Here is a 17,237-nt window from a genome sequence, read left to right on the forward strand (position 1 = left end):
CGCGTCAGACGCGGCGGCGCTTCGGCGGGCGGCACCCGTTGTGCGCCTGCGGCGTGACGTCGTTGATCGAGCCGACCTCGAGGCCAGCGGCCTGGAGGGAACGGATCGCCGTCTCGCGACCCGAGCCCGGGCCCTTGACGAAGACGTCGACCTTCTTGACGCCGTGCTCGGCGGCCTGACGGGCGGCCGATTCGGCGGCGAGCTGCGCCGCGAACGGCGTCGACTTGCGCGAGCCCTTGAAGCCGACGGCGCCCGAGGACGCCCAGCTCAGGACGGCACCCGACGGGTCGGTGATGCTGACGATGGTGTTGTTGAACGTGCTCTTGATGTGGGCCTGGCCCACGGCGACGTTCTTCTTCTCCTTGCGGCGCGGCTTGCGCGCGGCGGTCTTGGGGGTAGCCATCGTGATCTCCTATCGAGCCTTCTTCTTGCCTGCCACGGTGCGCTTCGGGCCCTTGCGGGTACGAGCGTTGGTCTTGGTGCGCTGACCGCGCACCGGGAGACCACGACGGTGGCGGAGACCCTCGTAGCTACCGATCTCGACCTTGCGGCGGATGTCGGCGGCGACCTCACGGCGGAGGTCACCCTCCACCTTGAACGTGCCCTCGATGTAGTCGCGGAGGGCGACGAGCTGGTCGTCGGTGAGGTCCTTGACGCGGATGTCGCCGGAGATGCCGGTCTCCGCGAGCGTCTGGACGGCGCGGGTACGGCCGACCCCGTAGATGTAGGTGAGTGCGATCTCCACGCGCTTCTCGCGCGGGATGTCGACGCCTGCTAGACGTGCCATTGTGCTGGCTGCTCCTGTTGTCGATGGAGGTGTGGCGCAGTACCGGTGCCCGGGCCTCCGTCCCGAGGTGTCCCCCACCCGCCGAGGCGGATGGGTTCTGGTACTGCGTTGTCGATCTTCAGTTGTGGTTCGTGCTCGAGCCGCAGGCGGTCTGACGACCGGCGACCCCGCTCACGCGGCAGGCTCCCGGAGGAGCCCCACAGGGACTAGCCCTGGCGCTGCTTGTGACGCGGGTTGCTCTTGCAGATCACCATGACGCGGCCCTTCCGGCGGATCACTCGGCAGTGCTCGCAGATGGGCTTGACGCTGGGGTTGACCTTCATTGTTCGTTCCTCGTGCTCGCTGGCTTCGTGCTCGGCGGGTTCGCCGGGCCGTTCCTTTCCAGCTCGCGGATCACTTGTAGCGGTAGACGATCCGGCCGCGGGTCAGGTCGTACGGGCTCAGCTCCACGATCACGCGGTCCTCGGGGAGGATGCGGATGTAGTGCTGGCGCATCTTCCCGGAGATGTGCGCGAGGACCTTGTGTCCGTTGGTCAGCTCAACGCGGAACATCGCGTTGGGCAGAGCTTCGAGCACCGAGCCCTCGATCTCGATGACGCCGTCTTTCTTGGCCATAGCCTCACTGTCGCTTGGTTGGATTACCGGTGTGATCCCCGAGCCGGTCTGCGGGTCGGGCGCCACGCCAGAGGGCATGGCACACCAAAGATCGATCTTATGTGGTAGACCGCCGATTGCCAAGTGCGCCTGCATGTCGGAGCGGCGCGGGCACCCCAGTGCAGGGGACGAGCCGCCCGGATCGGCCCGCAGATCCGCTGTTCGACAGGTTCTCCACAGCCGGAGCGATGCCGGAACAGGGCCCAGCCCCGTACGGTGACGAGAGCAGTCACCGAAGGAGGACCCCCGTGCCCGACGCCCCCGGCCGCGCGCGCCCCGTCGCCCGCCACGGCCGACTCCCCCGCCGCCGCGCCTGGACGACCCTCCTGTCCGTCGTCGCATCCGCGGCCGCGGTCCTGCTCGTCAGCGGCACCAGCGTCGCCGCGATCGCCGGCGCCCAGCTCGCCGCGGCGCCGCAGACGGTGCAGCTCAGCACCGACGACCAGAGCACCGCGGAGACCGCCGACGTCACCGCCATCGAGGGTGGCGCGAACATCCTGCTCATCGGGAGCGACACCCGCGTCGGGCAGTTCGACTCCGACGAGGACGTCGAGGGCGCCCGCAACGACGTCACGATGCTCGTGCACGTGTCCGAGGACCACCAGCAGCTCACCGCGGTCAGCTTCCCCCGGGACCTGATGGTGCCGATCCCGGCCTGCACCAACCCCGAGACCGGGACGACCTACCCCGCAGCGGAGTCCGCGCAGTTCAACACCGCGCTCGGCAACGGCGGTGTCTCCTGTGTCGTCGACACGGTGGAGAACCTCACCGGCCTCACCGTGCCCTACGCCGGGCTCATCACCTTCGACGGCGTGATCGAGATGTCGAACGCCCTCGGCGGGGTCGACGTCTGCGTCGCGACCCCCATCGACGACACCTTCACCGGGCTGCACCTGACCGCCGGCGCGCACTCCCTGCAGGGTTCGGACGCGCTCGCCTTCCTCCGCTCGCGCCACGGCGTCGGCGACGGCAGCGACCTGGCCCGCATCAGCTCCCAGCAGGTCTTCCTGTCCGCACTGCTCCGCCAGGTGACGGCGGACGGCACCCTGTCGAACCCGATCACCCTCTACAAGCTCGCCGGCGCAGCGCTGTCCAACATGACGCTGTCCGACGGCCTCGCGCAGACCCGGACCCTCGTCGGCCTCGCATCGACCCTGCGCGGCATGAGCACCTCGAGCATGCTCTTCGTGCAGTACCCGGTCGTCGACGACCCCGCCGACGCGGCGCGCGTCGTCGTCGACGAGGCCGCCGCCCACACGCTCAACGTCGCCCTGCAGACGGACGAGCGGACCTCGCTCAGCGACTCGTCGACCGGTCGCGCGTCGCAGGAGTCGTCCGACACAGAGACCCCGGCTCCGTCCGCGAGCCCGTCCGATGCCGCGCCGTCGGACGCCGCGACCGCCGCTCCGAGCGCGTCGGCCACGCCGGACGGACAGACGACCACGACGAGCAGCCCCTCCTCGACGCCGCTGCCCTCCTCGATCAGCGGACAGAGCGCTGCCGAGGAGACCTGCTCCGTCGGGAACTGAGGGACCGCGCGACGGACGGTCCGGGGTCGGGGACGCCGGGCCTCCCGTCCGGCCCCGACCCGTCGGCGCCGTCGGCAGGGTCGCCTCCGCACGCCGACGGAGCCCGTCGCGTGACGGCGGCGGGTGGGAGATGCGCGGCACAGCCGCACCGCACCGCACCGGCCACGTCCTGCCTGGAGGCCCGTCCCGCGTCACCAGGGTCGGCCCGCGACCCGGGTCCTGCAGCGTGGACGGCAGCACCGGGTGCCGGGCCGGACGGCCTCCGTGCCCGGAGCTGGAGACGCGGTCCGGAGGCGCGGTCGGGAGGCGCGCTACGGGACCGGGACCGGCGTGACGCCGAGGGGTGCCAGCCCGGCGGCCCCACCGTCTGCGGCGGTCAACACCCAGATGCCGTCGGCGTGCACCGCGACGCTGTGCTCCCAGTGGGCGGCGTCGGACCCGTCGAGTGTCCGGACGGTCCACTCGTCGTCGTCGGTCGAACTGTCGATCGTGCCGGCGGTGACCATCGGTTCGATGGCGACCGCGAGGCCCGGCTGCACGGCAGGGCCGACACCGCGGACACGGTGGTTGAAGACCGGAGGCTCCTCGTGCATCGACCGGCCGATCCCGTGGCCGGTGAAGTCCTCGACGATGCCCCACGCCCCGGTCTCGTCGATGGCGTCCTCGACGGCCGAGCCGACCTCGTGCAGGTTCCGTGCGTGCGCGAGCGCTGCGATGCCGTGCCACAGCGCGCGCTCGGTGGTGTCGGACAGCTTCTGCCGGGCGGCCGCCACGGTGGGGTCGCCGCCGGGCACGACCACGGTGAAGGCGCTGTCACCGTTCCAGCCGTCGACCTCGGCCCCGGCGTCGACCGACACGATGTCGCCGGCCTGCAGCACCCGTGCACCGGGGATCCCGTGCACGATCTCGTCGTTCACCGAGACGCAGAGCGTGTGGCGGTAGCCCGGCACGAGCTGGAAGTTCGGGATGCCCCCGCCGTCGCGGATCGTCCGCTCGGCGATCGCGTCGAGCTCCGCCGTGGTCGTCCCGGGACGGATCGCTGCTCGGACGGCGTCCAACGCCTGCGCGGTGAGGAGACCCGGGCGCACCATGGCGCGCAGCTCCTCGGGCGACTTGTAGATGGAGGGCTTCCGCCGACGCACCGGACCGACCCCGGTCAGACGGCGGCCGTGAGACCGCGGGTCGTCAGGGCCTCCGCGATGCGGTCCCCGACCTCGTCCACGGTGCCGAGACCGTCGACGTCGGCGACGAGTCCGCGCTCCTGGTAGACGGCGACGATCGGCGCGGTCTGCTCCTGGTACACCTGCTGGCGACGACGGATCGTCTCCTCGGTGTCGTCAGCGCGACCCTGCTCCCCCGCACGCTTGAGCAGGCGCGCCACGAGGGCGTCCTGGTCGGCGACGAGCTGCACGACGAGGTCGATCGCCGCACCCTGCTCCGCGAGGAGCGCGTCGAGGTACTCGACCTGTGCGGTGGTGCGCGGATACCCGTCGAGCAGGAACCCCTGCTCGGCGTCCGGCTCGGCGAGACGGTCCCGAACCAGCGCGTTGGTCAGGTCGTCCGGCACGTACTCACCGGCGTCCATGAGCGCCTTCGCGCGCTGCCCCAGGGGCGTGCCGTCGGCGACGTTCTTGCGGAAGATGTCGCCCGTGGAGATCGCGGGGATCCCGAGCGCCGACGCGATGCGGCCGGCCTGGGTGCCCTTGCCCGCTCCGGGAGGTCCGACGATGATGAGGCGTGCGCTCAACGGAGGAGCCCTTCGTAGTGACGTTGCTGCAGCTGCGAGTCGATCTGCTTCACGGTCTCGAGGCCGACACCCACGATGATCAGGATGCTGGCACCGCCGAACGGGAAGTTCTGGTTCGCCCCGAACAGCGCCAGTGCTGCGAGCGGGATGAGCGCGATGAGACCGAGGTAGAGCGCACCGGGCAGCGTCACCCGGGTGAGGACGTAGTCGAGGTACTCGGCGGTCGGACGTCCGGCTCGGATGCCCGGGATGAACCCGCCGTACTTCTTCATGTTGTCGGCGACCTCTTCGGGGTTGAAGGTGATCGCGACGTAGAAGTACGTGAACCCGACGATGAGCAGGAAGTACAGGACCATGTAGAACCAGTTGTCACCCGAGGTCAGGTTGCTCTGGATCCAGGTCACCCACGGGGCCGGCGCGGAGCCGTCCGAGGGCTGGTTGAACTGTGCGATCAGCGCCGGCAGGTACAGCAGCGAGGACGCGAAGATGACGGGCACGACGCCGGCCATGTTCACCTTGATCGGGATGTACGTGTTGTTGCCGCCGTAGGTGCGACGCCCGACCATGCGCTTGGCGTACTGGACCGGGATGCGCCGCTGCGACTGCTCGACGAACACGACGGCCATCATGATGACCAGGCCGACCAGGATGACGAAGAGGAAGAGCTCGAACGACTGCGACTGCTCGATGGCCCAGAGCGCCGACGGGAACTGCGCGGCGATCGAGGTGAAGATGAGCAGCGACATGCCGTTGCCGATGCCGCGCTCGGTGACGAGCTCGCCCATCCACATGATCAGGCCGGTGCCCGCGGTCAGGGTGATGACCATCAGGAGGATCGCGTACCAGCTGTCGTTCGAGATGATCGACGTGCAGGAGGCCGAGGCGCTCGTGCCGAAGAGGGCACCCGAGCGGGCGACGGTGATCAGGGTGGTGGACTGCAGCACGCCCAGCGCGATGGTGAGGTAGCGCGTGTACTGCGTCAGCTTCGCCTGACCGGACTGACCCTCCTTGTAGAGGGAGTCGAAGTGCGGGATCACCACGCGCAGGAGCTGCACGATGATCGACGACGTGATGTACGGCATGATCCCGAGCGCGAAGACCGAGAGCTTCAGGAGCGCGCCGCCGGAGAACAGGTTGATCAGGTCGTACAGGCCGCCGGAGGACGACGCGGACGCCAGGCAGGCCTGCACGCTGGCGTAGTCCACGAACGGTGCCGGGATGTACGAGCCGAGGCGGAACAGCGCGATGATCGCGAGGGTGAAACCGATCTTCTTCCGAAGATCTGGGGTGCGCATGATGCGCGCGACCGCTCTGAACACGAGTTACTCCGAACTTCTGTGACCGGTTGACCGGTCGAGCCGGGCGAGGTCGCCCGTGGCCGGAAGCGCCGACCCCGTGGTCCGGCACGCACGTCGAACGACGCCGTGTTCCGGACCTGCCATCAAGGAAACCGTAACGGCGGCCCGCGCGCAATGCGCGGGCCGCCGCCGACGGGGACTACTTGGTGACGGTGCCGCCCGCCGCCACGATCTTCTCCTCGGCGGATGCCGAGACCTTGTCGACCGTGACGGTGATCGCCACGCTGATGTCACCCTGACCGAGAACCTTGACCTTCTCGTTCTTGCGGACGGCGCCCTTGGCGACCAGGTCCGCGACGGTGACGTCGCCACCGTTCGGGTAGAGCTCCGCTATCTTGTCCAGGTTCACGGGCTGGTACTCGACGCGGAACGGGTTCTTGAACCCGCGGAGCTTCGGGGTGCGCATGTGCAGCGGCATCTGCCCACCCTCGAAGCCGACCTTGACCTGGTACCGGGCCTTCTGGCCCTTGGTGCCACGGCCGGCGGTCTTGCCCTTCGAGCCCTCACCACGGCCGACGCGGGTGCGGTCCTTCTTGGACCCCGCTGCCGGACGAAGGTGGTGGACCTTCAGGATCTGGACGCGCTCGTTCTTCTCGTCGCTCATGCGTCGACCTCCTCGACCTTCACGAGGTGCGCAACCGTCGCGATGTACCCGCGGTTCTGGGAGTTGTCCTCACGCAGGACCGTACGGCCGATGCGCTTGAGACCCAGGCTGCGGAGCGTGTCGCGCTGGTACTGCTTCTCGCTGATGACGGACTTCGTCTGCGTGATCTTCAGCATCGCCATCACGCACCTGCCTTCTCGTTCGCAGCCGTACGAGCGGCCGCCTCGGCGTGCAGCAGACGGGCCGGGACGACGTGGTCGACGGGCAGACCACGACGGCTGGCGACGGCACGCGGCTCTTCGAGCTGCTTGAGCGCCGTCACGGTCGCGTGCACGATGTTGATGGTGTTCGACGAACCGAGCGACTTGCTCAGGACGTCGTGGATGCCGGCGCACTCGAGCACGGCGCGGACCGGACCACCGGCGATGACACCGGTACCGGCAGCGGCCGGACGCAGGAGGACGACGCCAGCGGCGGCCTCACCCTGCACCGGGTGCGGGATCGTGTTGCCGACGCGGGGGACGCGGAAGAAGTTCTTCTTCGCCTCCTCGACGCCCTTCGAGATGGCGGTCGGGACCTCGCGGGCCTTGCCGTAGCCGACGCCCACCAGACCGTTGCCGTCACCGACGACGACGAGCGCGGTGAAGCTGAAGCGACGACCACCCTTGACGACCTTGGAGACGCGGTTGATGGTGACGACGCGCTCGAGGAACTGGCTGTCGCCGCCGCGACCGTTGCGGTCGTTGCCGCCACGGCCACCCTGCTGACGGTCACGCCCGCCACCGCTGCCGCCACCACGACGGCCACGGTTGTCGACGGAGTCGCGGTTGTTCGATGCCGAACCCGCAGCGGTCTCGACGGGACGCTCGACGACCGGGACGTCGGGCTCCTTGGCCGCGGGGGCCTTCGCCTCGGTCGCGGTGGTCTCGGCGTCGGTCGTCTCGACCTCGGTCGTGGCCTCGGCGTCGTCGTTGGTGTTCGCGATGTCGCTCACAGGTTCAGCCCTCCTTCACGGGCACCATCGGCGATCGCGGCGACGCGACCGGCGTACTTGCTACCGCCGCGGTCGAAGACCACGGCCTCGACGCCAGCCGACTTCGCGCGCTCGGCGACGAGCTCGCCGACGCGACGGGCCTTGGCGGTCTTGTCGCCGTCGAACGAGCGGAGGTCGGCCTCCATCGTCGATGCGCTGGCGAGGGTGTGACCCTTGGCGTCGTCGATGACCTGGACGAACACGTGACGTGACGAACGGGTGACGGCGAGACGGGGACGGGTCTCGGTCCCGGTGATCTTCTTCCGGAGACGGTTGTGGCGACGCGCCTTGGCAGCCGCCTTGCTCTTGCCTCGAGTACGAGTTCCGATGGCCATGATCACTTACCTGACTTTCCGGCCTTGCGGCGCACGATCTCGCCGGCGTAGCGGACACCCTTGCCCTTGTAGGGCTCGGGCTTGCGCAGCTTGCGGATGTTGGCCGCGACCTCACCGACGAGCTGCTTGTCGATGCCGTTCACGGTGACCTTGTTGTTGCCCTCGACGGCGAAGCTGATGCCGGCCGGCGGGTTGACCGTGATGGGGTGGGAGTACCCGAGCGCGAACTCGAGGTCGCTGCCCTTGGCGGCCACGCGGTAACCGGTCCCGACGACCTCGAGGCCCTTGGAGTAGCCCTGGGTGACGCCGATGATCTGGTTCGCGATGAGCGAGCGGGTCAGGCCGTGCAGCGCGCGGGAGGAACGCTCGTCGTCCGGGCGGCTGACGAGGACCTGGTTGTCCTCGACCTTCGCCTGGATGGGCTCAGCGATGACGAGCGAGAGCTCGCCCTTCGGGCCCTTGACGGCGACGTTCTGGCCGTCGACCGAGACGGTCGCTCCGGCCGGGATGTCGATGGGGAGACGTCCGATACGAGACATGATCGATCACCAAACGTAGGCGAGGACTTCCCCACCCACGCCCTTCTGCTCGGCTTCGCGGTCGGTCAGGAGCCCCGAGGAGGTCGACAGGATCGCCACGCCGAGGCCACCGAGGACCCGGGGGATCTCGGTCGACTTCGCGTAGACGCGGAGGCCCGGCTTCGAGACGCGCTTGATGCCGGCGATCGAACGCTCGCGATCGGGGCCGTACTTGAGGTCGATGGTCAGGGTCTGCCCCACGCGGGCGTCCTCGACCTTCCACTCGCTGATGTAACCCTCGCGCTTGAGGATGTCAGCGATGGTCTGCTTGAGCTTGGAGCTCGGAAGCGAGACGGCGTCGTGGTGCGCCGAGTTCGCGTTCCGCAATCTGGTCAGCATGTCTGCGACCGGATCGGTCATCGTCATGATGCGTTTCCGTCCTTCGTCCGGTTTCGACACCCGTTCCACGAGTGCCGACCTCGACGATCGATGTGATCCCAGGGCGGTTCCCCGGGATCGGTGTGACTTCGTGCGAGCGGGCCGGAGGAGAAACTCCTCCGGCCCGCACCGCCCGGAGTAGCTTAGACCGTCTGCTCGGCAGAACGGAACGGGAAGCCGAGCTGGCGGAGCAGCGCGCGGCCTTCGTCGTCCGTCTTCGCGGTGGTCACGACGGTGATGTCGAACCCACGCACGCGGTCGATGCGGTCCTGGTCGATCTCGTGGAACACGCTCTGCTCCGAGAGACCGAAGGTGTAGTTGCCGTTGCCGTCGAACTGGCGGTCGCTCAGGCCGCGGAAGTCGCGGATGCGCGGGAGCGCCAGCGACAGCAGGCGGTCCAGGAACTCCCACGCGCGGTCACCGCGGAGGGTGACGTGCGCGCCGATGGCCTGGCCCTCACGCAGCTTGAACTGCGCGATGGACTTGCGGGCAAGCGTGACCTGCGGCTTCTGACCCGTGATCGCCGTGAGGTCCTTGATGGCCCCCTCGATGATCTTCGAGTCGCGCGCGGCCTCGCCGACGCCGGTGTTGACGACGACCTTGACCAGGCCGGGGACCTGGTTGACGTTCGCGTAACCGAACTGCTCGGTCAGCGCCGCCTTGATCTCGTTGCGGTACTTCTGCTTGAGGCGCGGCTGAACTTTCTCAGCAGTCGCGGCAGTCGTGTCGGTCATCAGAGCTTCTCACCAGACTTCTTGGCGTAGCGGACGCGGACGGTCTTGGTGACGCCGTCCTTCTCCACCTGTTCGTTGCGGAAACCGACGCGGGTCGGCTTCTTGGTCTTCGGGTCGACGATCGCGACGTTCGACACGTGGATCGGGGCTTCGTGCTGCTCGATGCCACCGGTCTTCGAACCGCGCTGGGTCTGACCGACGCGGACGTGCTTGGTCACGAAGTTGATGCCCTCGACGACCAGACGGTCGCCGCGGACCTCGATGACCTTGCCCTGCTTGCCGCGGTCGCCGCCACGCTCCTGCGTGGCGCCCGTGATGACCTGGACCAGGTCACCCTTCTTGATGTTCGCCATGGCTTACAGCACCTCCGGCGCGAGCGAGATGATCTTCATGAACTTCTTGTCACGGAGCTCGCGACCGATCGGCCCGAAGATGCGGGTACCGCGCGGGTCGCCGTCAGCCTTGAGGATCACTGCCGCGTTCTCGTCGAACTTGATGTAGGAGCCGTCGGGACGACGGGTCTCCTTCTTGGTGCGAACGATGACCGCCTTGACGACGTCACCCTTCTTCACGTTGCCGCCGGGGATGGCGTCCTTCACCGTGGCGACGATGACGTCACCGAGGCCGGCGTAGCGACGACCCGAGCCACCGAGCACGCGGATGGTCAAGATCTCCTTGGCACCCGTGTTGTCGGCGACCTTCAGGCGGGATTCCTGCTGAATCACTGCTGTCTCCTATTCCGAAGCGGGCCGAGGCCTACTTGGCCTTCTCGAGGATCTCGACCAGGCGCCAGCGCTTGGTGGCGCTGAGGGGACGGGTCTCGCTGATGACGACCAGGTCGCCGATGCCGGCGGTCCCGAGCTCGTCGTGGGCCTTGACCTTCGACGTGCGACGGATGACCTTGCCGTAGAGGGGGTGCTTCACGCGGTCCTCGACCTCGACGACGATCGTCTTGTCCATCTTGTCGCTCGTCACGTAGCCGCGACGGGTCTTCCGGTAGCCGCGGGTGAGGGCTGCGGAGTCCTTCTCTTCGGTCGCCATCAGTTCTCCTCGGCGGTCTCGGCCTCGGTCGACTCAGCCGGCTTCTCGGCCTTCTTCGACGACTTCTTGGCCTTCGGGGCGGTCTCGACGGGGGCGGGCGTGGCACGGATGCCGAGCTCGCGCTCGCGGAGCACGGTGTAGATGCGCGCGATGTCGCGCTTGACGGCACGGAGACGGCCGTGGCTCTCCAGCTGGCCGGTGGCCGACTGGAAGCGGAGGTTGAACAGCTCCTCCTTGGCCTTCTTCAGCTCGTCAGCGAGACGCTCGTTCTCGAAGGTGTCGAGCTCAGTGGGACGGAGCTCCTTGGAACCGATCGCCATTATGCGTCGCCCTCCTCGCGCTTGATGATGCGTGCCTTGAGGGGCAGCTTGTGGATTGCACGGGTCAGTGCCTCGCGGGCGATCTCGTCGCTCACGCCGGAGAGCTCGAAGAGCACACGACCCGGCTTGACGTTCGCGATCCACCACTCGGGGGAACCCTTACCGGAACCCATTCGGGTCTCAGCCGGCTTCTTGGTGAGCGGACGGTCCGGGTAGATGTTGATCCACACCTTGCCGCCACGCTTGATGTGACGCGTCATCGCGATACGAGCGGACTCGATCTGACGGTTGGTCACGTAGGCCGGGGTGAGCGCCTGGATACCGTAGTCACCGAAGGAGACCTTGGTGCCACCGGTCGCCTGGCCCGAACGCTTCGGGTGGTGCTGCTTGCGGTGCTTGACTCGACGGGGGATAAGCATGGTTACGCCTCAACTCCTGCGCCGGCCGGCGCGTCCTGCGGGGCCTGCTGCTCGCGACGGTCGCCACCGCGCTCGTTGCGGTCGCCACGGGGGCCGCCGCCACGACGGTCGCCGCCACGACGCTCGGGGCGGGACGAACGCTGGTTCGCCTGCTCGCGAGCGAGCTCCTTGTTCGTGATGTCGCCCTTGTAGATCCAGACCTTCACGCCGATGCGGCCGAACGTGGTCCGGGCCTCGTAGAAGCCGTAGTCGATGTTCGCGCGGAGGGTGTGCAGGGGCACACGGCCTTCGCGGTAGAACTCCGAACGCGACATCTCCGCGCCGCCGAGGCGGCCCGACACCTGGATGCGGACACCCTTGGCGCCGGCGCGCTGTGCACCCTGCAGGCCCTTGCGCATGGCGCGACGGAACGCGACACGAGCGGAGAGCTGCTCGGCGATGCCCTGCGCGACGAGCTGGGCCTCGGTCTCGGGGTTCTTGACCTCGAGGATGTTGAGCTGGATCTGCTTCTTGGTGAGCTTCTCGAGCTCGCTCCGGATGCGCTCCGCCTCGGCGCCGCGGCGACCGATGACGATGCCCGGGCGCGCCGTGTGGATGTCCACGCGGACGCGGTCACGGGTGCGCTCCAGCTCGATGCGGGCGACGCCCGCGCGGTCGAGGGTCTTCGTCAGGAACTGACGGATCTTGACGTCCTCGGCCACGAAGTCGGCGTAGCGCTGACCCTTCTTCGTGCTGTCGGCGAACCAGTGGGAGATGTGGTCCGTCGTGATCCCGAGACGGAAGCCGTACGGGTTGACCTTCTGGCCCATTACTTGCTCGCCTTCTTGCTCGTCGCGGCGGCCTCGGCCTCATCCGGCGTCGCGAGGACGACCGTGATGTGGCTGGTGCGCTTGTTGATGCGGAAGGCGCGGCCCTGGGCGCGCGGCTGGAACCGCTTCAGGGTCGTGCCCTCGTCGACGTAGACGCTGCTCACGTAGAGGTCGCGCTCGTCGAGGAAGCTGTTCGTCGAGTCCGCCTTGACACGTGCGTTGGCGATCGCCGAGGCGACCAGCTTGTACACGGGCTCCGAAGCGCCCTGGGGGGCGAACTTCAAGATGGCGAGCGCCTCGTGGGCCTGCTTGCCGCGGATCAGCTGGATGACGCGACGGGCCTTCTGAGGCGTGACGCGGATGTGTCGCACGCGTGCGATCGACTCCACCATTTCGTTCCTCCTCTTTCGTCGCCGCCTCAGCGGCGACGGCCCTTCTTGTCGTCCTTCACGTGGCCGCGGAAGGTGCGGGTCGGCGCGAACTCGCCGAGCTTGTGACCGACCATCGACTCGGTGACGAACACCGGGATGTGCTTGCGGCCGTCGTGCACCGCGATGGTGTGACCGAGCATGTTCGGGACGATCATCGACCGACGCGACCAGGTACGGATCACGTTCTTGGTGTTGGCCTCGTTCTGCGTGACGACCTTGCGGAGCAGGTGCTCGTCGACGAAGGGGCCCTTCTTCAGACTGCGTGGCATCTTCGGAACTCCTACTTGCGCTTCTTGCCGGCGTTACGGCGACGGACGATGAGCTTGTCGCTCGGCTTGTTGGGCTTGCGCGTGCGACCCTCGGCCTGGCCCCAGGGGCTGACCGGGTGACGACCACCGGACGTCTTGCCCTCACCACCACCGTGCGGGTGGTCGACCGGGTTCATCGCGACACCACGCACGGTCGGGCGGACGCCCTTCCAGCGCATGCGGCCGGCCTTGCCCCAGTTGATGTTCGACTGCTCGGCGTTGCCGACCTCGCCGATGGTGGCGCGGCAGCGCGCGTCGACGTTGCGGACCTCACCCGACGGCAGGCGGAGCTGCGCGTAGGGGCCGTCCTTGGCGACGAGACGCACCGAGGCACCGGCGGACCGGGCCATCTTCGCGCCGCCACCGGGACGGAGCTCGATCGCGTGGATCACGGTACCGACGGGGATGTTGCGCAGCGGCAGGTTGTTGCCCGGCTTGATGTCAGCGCCGGGGCCCGTCTCGACGACGTCGCCCTGCTTGAGCTTGTTCGGAGCGATGATGTAGCGCTTGGTGCCGTCCACGAAGTGCAGGAGCGCGATGCGCGCCGTGCGGTTCGGGTCGTACTCGATGTGCGCGACCTTCGCGTCGACGCCGTCCTTGTCGGCACGACGGAAGTCGATCACGCGGTACTGGCGCTTGTGGCCACCACCGATGTGACGCGTCGTGATGCGACCCGAGCTGTTCCGGCCACCGGTCTTCGGCAGCGGACGGAGCAGGGACTTCTCCGGGGTCGAACGGGTGATCTCGGCGAAGTCGGCGACCGAGGAGCCGCGACGACCGGGAGTCGTGGGCTTGTAGTTACGAATAGCCATGATTTATCCCTCTGGTCCTCAGCCGACAGCCGTGAAGATGTCGATCGAACCGGACTTGAGCGTCACGATGGCGCGCTTGGTGTCCTTGCGCTTGCCGATCCCGAACTTGGTCCGGCGGGTCTTGCCCGGACGGTTCAGCGTGTTGATGCCGGCGACCTTGACGTCGAAGATCTTCTCGATCGCGAGCTTGATCTCGGTCTTGTTCGCACGGGGGTCCACGAGGAACGTGTACTTGCCCTGGTCGATGAGGCCGTAGCTCTTCTCCGACACGACCGGCGAGATGATGATGTCGCGCGGGTCCTTGTTGAAGCCGCTCATGCGGTGATCTCCTTCGCGGTCTTCGACGCGATGAAGGCGTCGAGTGCGCTCTTGCTGAAGACGAGCGCGTCGGCCTTGAGCACGTCGTAGGCGTTGAGCTGGCCGTACGAGAGCGCGTGGACGTTCGGCAGGTTGCGGATCGACTTGAGCGTGAGCTCGTCGCCCGACTCGAGCACGACGAGCACGTTCTTGACGGGCGCGACCTTCTCGAGCAGCGTGCGGGCGACCTTCGTCGACGGCGTCTCGGCCGCGATGAAGCCCTCCACAGCGGAGATGCGGCCACCGCGGGCGCGGTCCGAGAGCGAGCCGAGCAGGGCTGCGGCGATCATCTTCTTCGGGGTGCGCTGCGAGTAGTCGCGGGGGGTCGGTCCGTGGACGACGCCACCACCGGTGTGCTCCGGAGCGCGGACCGAACCCTGACGGGAGCGGCCGGTGCCCTTCTGCTTGAACGGCTTGCGACCGGCACCGCGGACTTCGCCACGGTTCTTGGTCTTGTGGGTGCCCTGGCGCGCGGCGGCGAGCTGCGCGGTGACCACCTGGTGGATCAGCGGGACGTTGGTCTCGACGTCGAAGATCGCTGCGGGGAGCTCGACGGTGCCGGACTTCTCACCCGTGACGTCGAGGACGTCGATCGTGGTTGCGGTCGTGGTGGCCATGATCACTTACCCTTCACGGCGGTGCGGACGAAGACGGAACGGCCACGAGCACCGGGGACGGCGCCCTTGACGAGCAGCAGACCCTTCTCGGCGTCGACGGCGTGGACCGTGAGGTTGAGGACGGTCACGCGGTCGCCACCCATCCGACCGGCCATGCGCATGCCCTTGAAGACACGCGACGGGGTCGAGGAGGCGCCGATCGAACCGGGCTTGCGGTGGTTGCGGTGCGAACCGTGCGAGGCGGAGACACCGGCGAAGTTGTGACGCTTCATGACACCGGCGAAGCCCTTGCCCTTGCTGGTGCCGACGACGTCGACCTTCTGGCCCGCTTCGAACAGGTCGACCGTGAGCTCCTGGCCGAGCGAGTACTCGGCGGAGTCGTTCGTCCGGATCTCGGTGAGCGTGCGGCGCGGGGTGACCCCGGCGGCCTCGAAGTGGCCAGCGGCCGGCTTGTTCACCTTGCGGGGGTCGATCTGGCCCGCGGCGATCTGGATCGCCTCGTAGCCGTCGCGCTCGACGTTGCGGATCTGGGTGACCACGTTCGGGCCGACCTCGATCACGGTGACGGGGATGAACTTGTTGTTCTCGTCCCACACCTGGGTCATCCCGAGCTTCTTGCCGAGGAGGCCCTTGACGGTCTTGGTTGAGTTCGCCATGAGTTCCAGCCCCCTTACAGCTTGATCTCGATGTTGACGTCCGCCGGGAGGTCGAGTCGCATGAGCGAGTCGACGGCCTTCGGCGTCGGGTCGACGATGTCGATGACCCGCTTGTGCGTGCGCTTCTCGAAGTGCTCGCGCGAGTCCTTGTACTTGTGGGGAGAACGGATCACGGGGATCACGTTCTTCTCGGTGGGGAGCGGCACCGGGCCGACCACGGTCGCACCGGCACGGGTCACCGTGTCGACGATCTTCCGGGCCGACGTGTCGATGACCTCGTGGTCGTACGACTTGAGCCGGATGCGGATCTTCTGTCCCGCCATGTGTTTTCCTGTCCTCTCTGCGCCGCGCACCCGCAGGCCGCCTGACGCCGCCGGGACTCCGCTGTCGCGTGCCCGGCTGTTTACGTGAACCACCGGCTCCGCCCGGAGGGGATGACCGCTGTTCTCCTGTCAACCGCGCGAGGGCCTGGGCCACCCGCGCGGACATGTCGTCACCCACACCCGGCCCAACTGCGCCGTGGTGCACGAGGATGACGATCGTGTTCTGCTGCCTGCGGCCCAACCCAGCCCTGCTTCACAAGGGGGTTGTGCACTGCCAGAGCAGTGACCCTGCGGGCGCGAACGCCCGCGGAATTTCGGAACCGGACAAGTCTCCCATAGGCCCCGCGTCGGTGCAACCCGGGCGTGTCGCGATCACAGCGGCGTGTCGGACACGGCCCTCCGGGCCTCCCGGGTCCGTCGTCCCGGGCTCCTCAGCGTCCCGACGCACGGCCTGGAGGCCCGCCCGCAGCGGTCGGGTCGACGCGCGCCGGACGCTCGGTCGGCGGCCGCTCCCGGGGCGGCGTCCCGCGCCGCTGCTAGCCTTCGCGCATGCCGGAACCCGAAGTGCTCACCGACCAGTCCGACCCCGCGGTGCAGCGTCTCGCCGACCTCGCGAAGCCGGCGCGCGGCGCCGTCCGCACCGCGATCGTCGAGGACCTCGAGCCCCTCGTGCAGGCCCTCCGCGCCGGCGTCCGCTTCGTCGAGGTGTACGGCGACTCGAGCCGGGAGTTCCCCGCCGACCTCGCCGCCCTCTGCACCGAGCACGGGGTGCCGGTACGGCTCGTCGACCCGGCCGTCCTGACCAAGGTGTTCCGCTCCGAGAAGCGTCCGAAGGTCTTCGGCGTCGCGAACGTCCCGGCACCGGCCCGCTTCTCCGCCCTCGCCGAGGGCACCGGGGACGTGCTCGTCCTGGACGGCGTGAAGATCGTCGGCAACATCGGTGCCATCGTGCGGACGGCCGTCGGCCTCGGCGCACGGGGCGTCGTGCTCGTCGACAGCGACCTCCCCACGATCGCCGACCGTCGTGTCGTGCGCGCCAGTCGCGGCCACGTGTTCTCGGTGCCGGTCCTGCTCGAGACCCGCGAGCGCGTCGCCCGGTGGCTCGGCGAGTCCGGGCTCCGCGTGGTCGACGTCGACATGGACGGCTCCCTCTCCCCCGAGTCGCTCGGGGACCTCGACGAGGACGTCGCCCTGCTGCTCGGCGCCGAGAAGACCGGGGCATCGGACGTCCTGCAGGACCTCGCGACGCAGACGGTGTCGGTGCCGATCGACAGCCGGGTGGAGTCGCTCAACGTCTCCGTCGTCGCCGGCATCGTGCTCTACGCCCGCTCCCGTCGACGTCCCTGACCCCACGGCACGCAGGACGCCCCGGCTCCCACTCGGGGAACCGGGGCGTCCTGCGTGGCA

Annotated in this window: 29 protein-coding genes; 2 read left to right on the top strand and 27 right to left on the bottom strand. The window is 68.4% G+C overall.

The window, feature by feature from the left end; all coding sequences use genetic code 11:
- Nucleotides 1–4 precede the first annotated feature (4 nt).
- The 4 genes from rpsK to infA all read right to left on the bottom strand — a co-directional run bounded on the left by rpsK (nucleotide 5) and on the right by infA (nucleotide 1,402).
- A complete protein-coding gene (rpsK, locus tag DEI95_RS03955) occupies nucleotides 5–403 on the bottom strand; it encodes a 30S ribosomal protein S11 (RefSeq protein WP_110824227.1) in 399 nt (132 codons plus the stop codon).
- A 9-nt stretch (nucleotides 404–412) separates the two neighbouring features.
- Nucleotides 413–787, bottom strand: a complete 375-nt coding sequence (gene rpsM, locus DEI95_RS03960; protein WP_110824228.1) for a 30S ribosomal protein S13 — start codon at nucleotides 785–787, stop codon at nucleotides 413–415.
- A gap of 206 nt (nucleotides 788–993) precedes the next feature.
- Complete coding sequence (gene rpmJ / locus DEI95_RS03965) at nucleotides 994–1,110, bottom strand: 50S ribosomal protein L36 (RefSeq protein WP_022903266.1); 117 nt, start codon at nucleotides 1,108–1,110, stop codon at nucleotides 994–996.
- 70 nt (nucleotides 1,111–1,180) lie between these two features.
- On the bottom strand, nucleotides 1,181–1,402 hold the full coding sequence (infA, locus tag DEI95_RS03970) for a translation initiation factor IF-1 (protein WP_017885509.1): 222 nt from the start codon (nucleotides 1,400–1,402) through the stop codon (nucleotides 1,181–1,183).
- Between the two features lie 287 nt (nucleotides 1,403–1,689).
- Between infA and DEI95_RS03975 the strand changes: the two genes are divergently transcribed.
- Nucleotides 1,690–2,970: an LCP family protein gene (locus DEI95_RS03975; RefSeq protein WP_258367445.1), complete on the top strand. Its 1,281-nt coding sequence runs from the start codon at nucleotides 1,690–1,692 to the stop codon at nucleotides 2,968–2,970.
- 311 nt (nucleotides 2,971–3,281) lie between these two features.
- Here DEI95_RS03975 and map read toward each other — a convergent pair whose 3' ends face one another.
- The 23 genes from map to rpsJ form a co-directional block, all read right to left on the bottom strand.
- A complete protein-coding gene (gene map, locus DEI95_RS03980) occupies nucleotides 3,282–4,112 on the bottom strand; it encodes a type I methionyl aminopeptidase (protein ID WP_258367447.1) in 831 nt (276 codons plus the stop codon).
- Nucleotides 4,113–4,126: 14 nt separating this feature from the next.
- Nucleotides 4,127–4,717, bottom strand: a complete 591-nt coding sequence (locus tag DEI95_RS03985) for an adenylate kinase (protein WP_110824230.1) — start codon at nucleotides 4,715–4,717, stop codon at nucleotides 4,127–4,129.
- On the bottom strand, nucleotides 4,714–6,036 hold the full coding sequence (gene secY / locus DEI95_RS03990) for a preprotein translocase subunit SecY (RefSeq protein ID WP_110824231.1): 1,323 nt from the start codon (nucleotides 6,034–6,036) through the stop codon (nucleotides 4,714–4,716). The genes DEI95_RS03985 and secY overlap by 4 nt, the downstream gene beginning before the upstream one ends.
- A 178-nt stretch (nucleotides 6,037–6,214) precedes the next feature.
- The gene (gene rplO / locus DEI95_RS03995) at nucleotides 6,215–6,679 is read right to left on the bottom strand and encodes a 50S ribosomal protein L15 (RefSeq protein WP_110824232.1); all 465 of its coding nucleotides are present in this window, start codon (nucleotides 6,677–6,679) and stop codon (nucleotides 6,215–6,217) included.
- A complete protein-coding gene (gene rpmD, locus DEI95_RS04000) occupies nucleotides 6,676–6,861 on the bottom strand; it encodes a 50S ribosomal protein L30 (RefSeq protein WP_082517835.1) in 186 nt (61 codons plus the stop codon). Before rpmD ends, rplO begins: the two co-directional genes overlap by 4 nt.
- Complete coding sequence (rpsE, locus tag DEI95_RS04005; protein ID WP_181419464.1) at nucleotides 6,861–7,673, bottom strand: 30S ribosomal protein S5; 813 nt, start codon at nucleotides 7,671–7,673, stop codon at nucleotides 6,861–6,863. The genes rpmD and rpsE overlap by 1 nt, the downstream gene beginning before the upstream one ends.
- Nucleotides 7,670–8,047 carry a 50S ribosomal protein L18 gene (gene rplR, locus DEI95_RS04010; RefSeq protein WP_110824233.1) on the bottom strand — a complete coding sequence of 126 codons (378 nt, stop codon included), beginning with the start codon at nucleotides 8,045–8,047 and terminating at the stop codon, nucleotides 7,670–7,672. The genes rpsE and rplR overlap by 4 nt, the downstream gene beginning before the upstream one ends.
- Nucleotides 8,048–8,049: 2 nt before the next feature.
- The gene (rplF, locus tag DEI95_RS04015; RefSeq protein WP_110824234.1) at nucleotides 8,050–8,586 is read right to left on the bottom strand and encodes a 50S ribosomal protein L6; all 537 of its coding nucleotides are present in this window, start codon (nucleotides 8,584–8,586) and stop codon (nucleotides 8,050–8,052) included.
- 6 nt (nucleotides 8,587–8,592) lie between these two features.
- Nucleotides 8,593–8,991: a 30S ribosomal protein S8 gene (gene rpsH, locus DEI95_RS04020; protein ID WP_110824235.1), complete on the bottom strand. Its 399-nt coding sequence runs from the start codon at nucleotides 8,989–8,991 to the stop codon at nucleotides 8,593–8,595.
- 155 nt (nucleotides 8,992–9,146) lie between these two features.
- Nucleotides 9,147–9,737: a 50S ribosomal protein L5 gene (rplE, locus tag DEI95_RS04025; protein WP_110824236.1), complete on the bottom strand. Its 591-nt coding sequence runs from the start codon at nucleotides 9,735–9,737 to the stop codon at nucleotides 9,147–9,149.
- A complete protein-coding gene (gene rplX / locus DEI95_RS04030; RefSeq protein WP_110824237.1) occupies nucleotides 9,737–10,090 on the bottom strand; it encodes a 50S ribosomal protein L24 in 354 nt (117 codons plus the stop codon). The genes rplE and rplX overlap by 1 nt, the downstream gene beginning before the upstream one ends.
- A gap of 3 nt (nucleotides 10,091–10,093) precedes the next feature.
- Nucleotides 10,094–10,462 (bottom strand): 50S ribosomal protein L14, encoded by a 369-nt coding sequence (gene rplN, locus DEI95_RS04035; protein ID WP_110824238.1) that lies wholly within the window; start codon nucleotides 10,460–10,462, stop codon nucleotides 10,094–10,096.
- Between the two features lie 31 nt (nucleotides 10,463–10,493).
- Nucleotides 10,494–10,778 carry a 30S ribosomal protein S17 gene (gene rpsQ / locus DEI95_RS04040; RefSeq protein ID WP_110824239.1) on the bottom strand — a complete coding sequence of 95 codons (285 nt, stop codon included), beginning with the start codon at nucleotides 10,776–10,778 and terminating at the stop codon, nucleotides 10,494–10,496.
- The gene (rpmC, locus tag DEI95_RS04045) at nucleotides 10,778–11,098 is read right to left on the bottom strand and encodes a 50S ribosomal protein L29 (protein ID WP_110824240.1); all 321 of its coding nucleotides are present in this window, start codon (nucleotides 11,096–11,098) and stop codon (nucleotides 10,778–10,780) included. Before rpmC ends, rpsQ begins: the two co-directional genes overlap by 1 nt.
- On the bottom strand, nucleotides 11,098–11,517 hold the full coding sequence (gene rplP, locus DEI95_RS04050; RefSeq protein ID WP_110824241.1) for a 50S ribosomal protein L16: 420 nt from the start codon (nucleotides 11,515–11,517) through the stop codon (nucleotides 11,098–11,100). Before rplP ends, rpmC begins: the two co-directional genes overlap by 1 nt.
- A 2-nt stretch (nucleotides 11,518–11,519) precedes the next feature.
- On the bottom strand, nucleotides 11,520–12,326 hold the full coding sequence (rpsC, locus tag DEI95_RS04055; RefSeq protein ID WP_110824242.1) for a 30S ribosomal protein S3: 807 nt from the start codon (nucleotides 12,324–12,326) through the stop codon (nucleotides 11,520–11,522).
- A complete protein-coding gene (gene rplV / locus DEI95_RS04060; RefSeq protein ID WP_110824243.1) occupies nucleotides 12,326–12,718 on the bottom strand; it encodes a 50S ribosomal protein L22 in 393 nt (130 codons plus the stop codon). Before rplV ends, rpsC begins: the two co-directional genes overlap by 1 nt.
- A 26-nt stretch (nucleotides 12,719–12,744) precedes the next feature.
- Nucleotides 12,745–13,026, bottom strand: a complete 282-nt coding sequence (gene rpsS / locus DEI95_RS04065) for a 30S ribosomal protein S19 (protein WP_017885529.1) — start codon at nucleotides 13,024–13,026, stop codon at nucleotides 12,745–12,747.
- Between the two features lie 11 nt (nucleotides 13,027–13,037).
- Nucleotides 13,038–13,877: a 50S ribosomal protein L2 gene (gene rplB / locus DEI95_RS04070; RefSeq protein ID WP_110824244.1), complete on the bottom strand. Its 840-nt coding sequence runs from the start codon at nucleotides 13,875–13,877 to the stop codon at nucleotides 13,038–13,040.
- 18 nt (nucleotides 13,878–13,895) lie between these two features.
- Nucleotides 13,896–14,195 carry a 50S ribosomal protein L23 gene (gene rplW, locus DEI95_RS04075; protein ID WP_110824245.1) on the bottom strand — a complete coding sequence of 100 codons (300 nt, stop codon included), beginning with the start codon at nucleotides 14,193–14,195 and terminating at the stop codon, nucleotides 13,896–13,898.
- Nucleotides 14,192–14,851 (bottom strand): 50S ribosomal protein L4, encoded by a 660-nt coding sequence (gene rplD, locus DEI95_RS04080; RefSeq protein ID WP_110824246.1) that lies wholly within the window; start codon nucleotides 14,849–14,851, stop codon nucleotides 14,192–14,194. Before rplD ends, rplW begins: the two co-directional genes overlap by 4 nt.
- A 2-nt stretch (nucleotides 14,852–14,853) precedes the next feature.
- Nucleotides 14,854–15,507: a 50S ribosomal protein L3 gene (rplC, locus tag DEI95_RS04085; protein WP_110824247.1), complete on the bottom strand. Its 654-nt coding sequence runs from the start codon at nucleotides 15,505–15,507 to the stop codon at nucleotides 14,854–14,856.
- Nucleotides 15,508–15,521: 14 nt separating this feature from the next.
- Nucleotides 15,522–15,830 (bottom strand): 30S ribosomal protein S10, encoded by a 309-nt coding sequence (gene rpsJ, locus DEI95_RS04090; protein ID WP_110824248.1) that lies wholly within the window; start codon nucleotides 15,828–15,830, stop codon nucleotides 15,522–15,524.
- Nucleotides 15,831–16,379: 549 nt separating this feature from the next.
- Here rpsJ and DEI95_RS04095 point away from each other — a divergent pair.
- Nucleotides 16,380–17,177: a TrmH family RNA methyltransferase gene (locus DEI95_RS04095; protein ID WP_110889275.1), complete on the top strand. Its 798-nt coding sequence runs from the start codon at nucleotides 16,380–16,382 to the stop codon at nucleotides 17,175–17,177.
- Nucleotides 17,178–17,237 lie beyond the last annotated feature (60 nt).

The organism is Curtobacterium sp. MCBD17_008 (genome assembly GCF_003234475.1).
Lineage (GTDB): Bacteria > Actinomycetota > Actinomycetes > Actinomycetales > Microbacteriaceae > Curtobacterium.

Excerpts from the sequence above, each read along its gene's own strand:
- rpsK (WP_110824227.1), bottom strand. The coding sequence starts at position 403 with ATGGCTACCCCCAAGACCGCCGCGCGCAAGCCGCGCCGCAAGGAGAAG.
- rpsM (WP_110824228.1), bottom strand. The coding sequence starts at position 787 with ATGGCACGTCTAGCAGGCGTCGACATCCCGCGCGAGAAGCGCGTGGAG.
- rpmJ (WP_022903266.1), bottom strand. The coding sequence starts at position 1,110 with ATGAAGGTCAACCCCAGCGTCAAGCCCATCTGCGAGCACTGCCGAGTG.
- infA (WP_017885509.1), bottom strand. The coding sequence starts at position 1,402 with ATGGCCAAGAAAGACGGCGTCATCGAGATCGAGGGCTCGGTGCTCGAA.
- rplO (WP_110824232.1), bottom strand. The coding sequence starts at position 6,679 with ATGAGCGACGAGAAGAACGAGCGCGTCCAGATCCTGAAGGTCCACCAC.
- rpmD (WP_082517835.1), bottom strand. The coding sequence starts at position 6,861 with ATGGCGATGCTGAAGATCACGCAGACGAAGTCCGTCATCAGCGAGAAG.
- rplR (WP_110824233.1), bottom strand. The coding sequence starts at position 8,047 with ATGGCCATCGGAACTCGTACTCGAGGCAAGAGCAAGGCGGCTGCCAAG.
- rplF (WP_110824234.1), bottom strand. The coding sequence starts at position 8,586 with ATGTCTCGTATCGGACGTCTCCCCATCGACATCCCGGCCGGAGCGACC.
- rpsH (WP_110824235.1), bottom strand. The coding sequence starts at position 8,991 with ATGACGATGACCGATCCGGTCGCAGACATGCTGACCAGATTGCGGAAC.
- rplE (WP_110824236.1), bottom strand. The coding sequence starts at position 9,737 with ATGACCGACACGACTGCCGCGACTGCTGAGAAAGTTCAGCCGCGCCTC.
- rplX (WP_110824237.1), bottom strand. The coding sequence starts at position 10,090 with ATGGCGAACATCAAGAAGGGTGACCTGGTCCAGGTCATCACGGGCGCC.
- rpsQ (WP_110824239.1), bottom strand. The coding sequence starts at position 10,778 with ATGGCGACCGAAGAGAAGGACTCCGCAGCCCTCACCCGCGGCTACCGG.
- rpmC (WP_110824240.1), bottom strand. The coding sequence starts at position 11,098 with ATGGCGATCGGTTCCAAGGAGCTCCGTCCCACTGAGCTCGACACCTTC.
- rplP (WP_110824241.1), bottom strand. The coding sequence starts at position 11,517 with ATGCTTATCCCCCGTCGAGTCAAGCACCGCAAGCAGCACCACCCGAAG.
- rpsC (WP_110824242.1), bottom strand. The coding sequence starts at position 12,326 with ATGGGCCAGAAGGTCAACCCGTACGGCTTCCGTCTCGGGATCACGACG.
- rplV (WP_110824243.1), bottom strand. The coding sequence starts at position 12,718 with ATGGTGGAGTCGATCGCACGCGTGCGACACATCCGCGTCACGCCTCAG.
- rpsS (WP_017885529.1), bottom strand. The coding sequence starts at position 13,026 with ATGCCACGCAGTCTGAAGAAGGGCCCCTTCGTCGACGAGCACCTGCTC.
- rplB (WP_110824244.1), bottom strand. The coding sequence starts at position 13,877 with ATGGCTATTCGTAACTACAAGCCCACGACTCCCGGTCGTCGCGGCTCC.
- rplW (WP_110824245.1), bottom strand. The coding sequence starts at position 14,195 with ATGAGCGGCTTCAACAAGGACCCGCGCGACATCATCATCTCGCCGGTC.
- rplD (WP_110824246.1), bottom strand. The coding sequence starts at position 14,851 with ATGGCCACCACGACCGCAACCACGATCGACGTCCTCGACGTCACGGGT.
- rplC (WP_110824247.1), bottom strand. The coding sequence starts at position 15,507 with ATGGCGAACTCAACCAAGACCGTCAAGGGCCTCCTCGGCAAGAAGCTC.
- rpsJ (WP_110824248.1), bottom strand. The coding sequence starts at position 15,830 with ATGGCGGGACAGAAGATCCGCATCCGGCTCAAGTCGTACGACCACGAG.
- DEI95_RS04095 (WP_110889275.1), top strand. The coding sequence starts at position 16,380 with ATGCCGGAACCCGAAGTGCTCACCGACCAGTCCGACCCCGCGGTGCAG.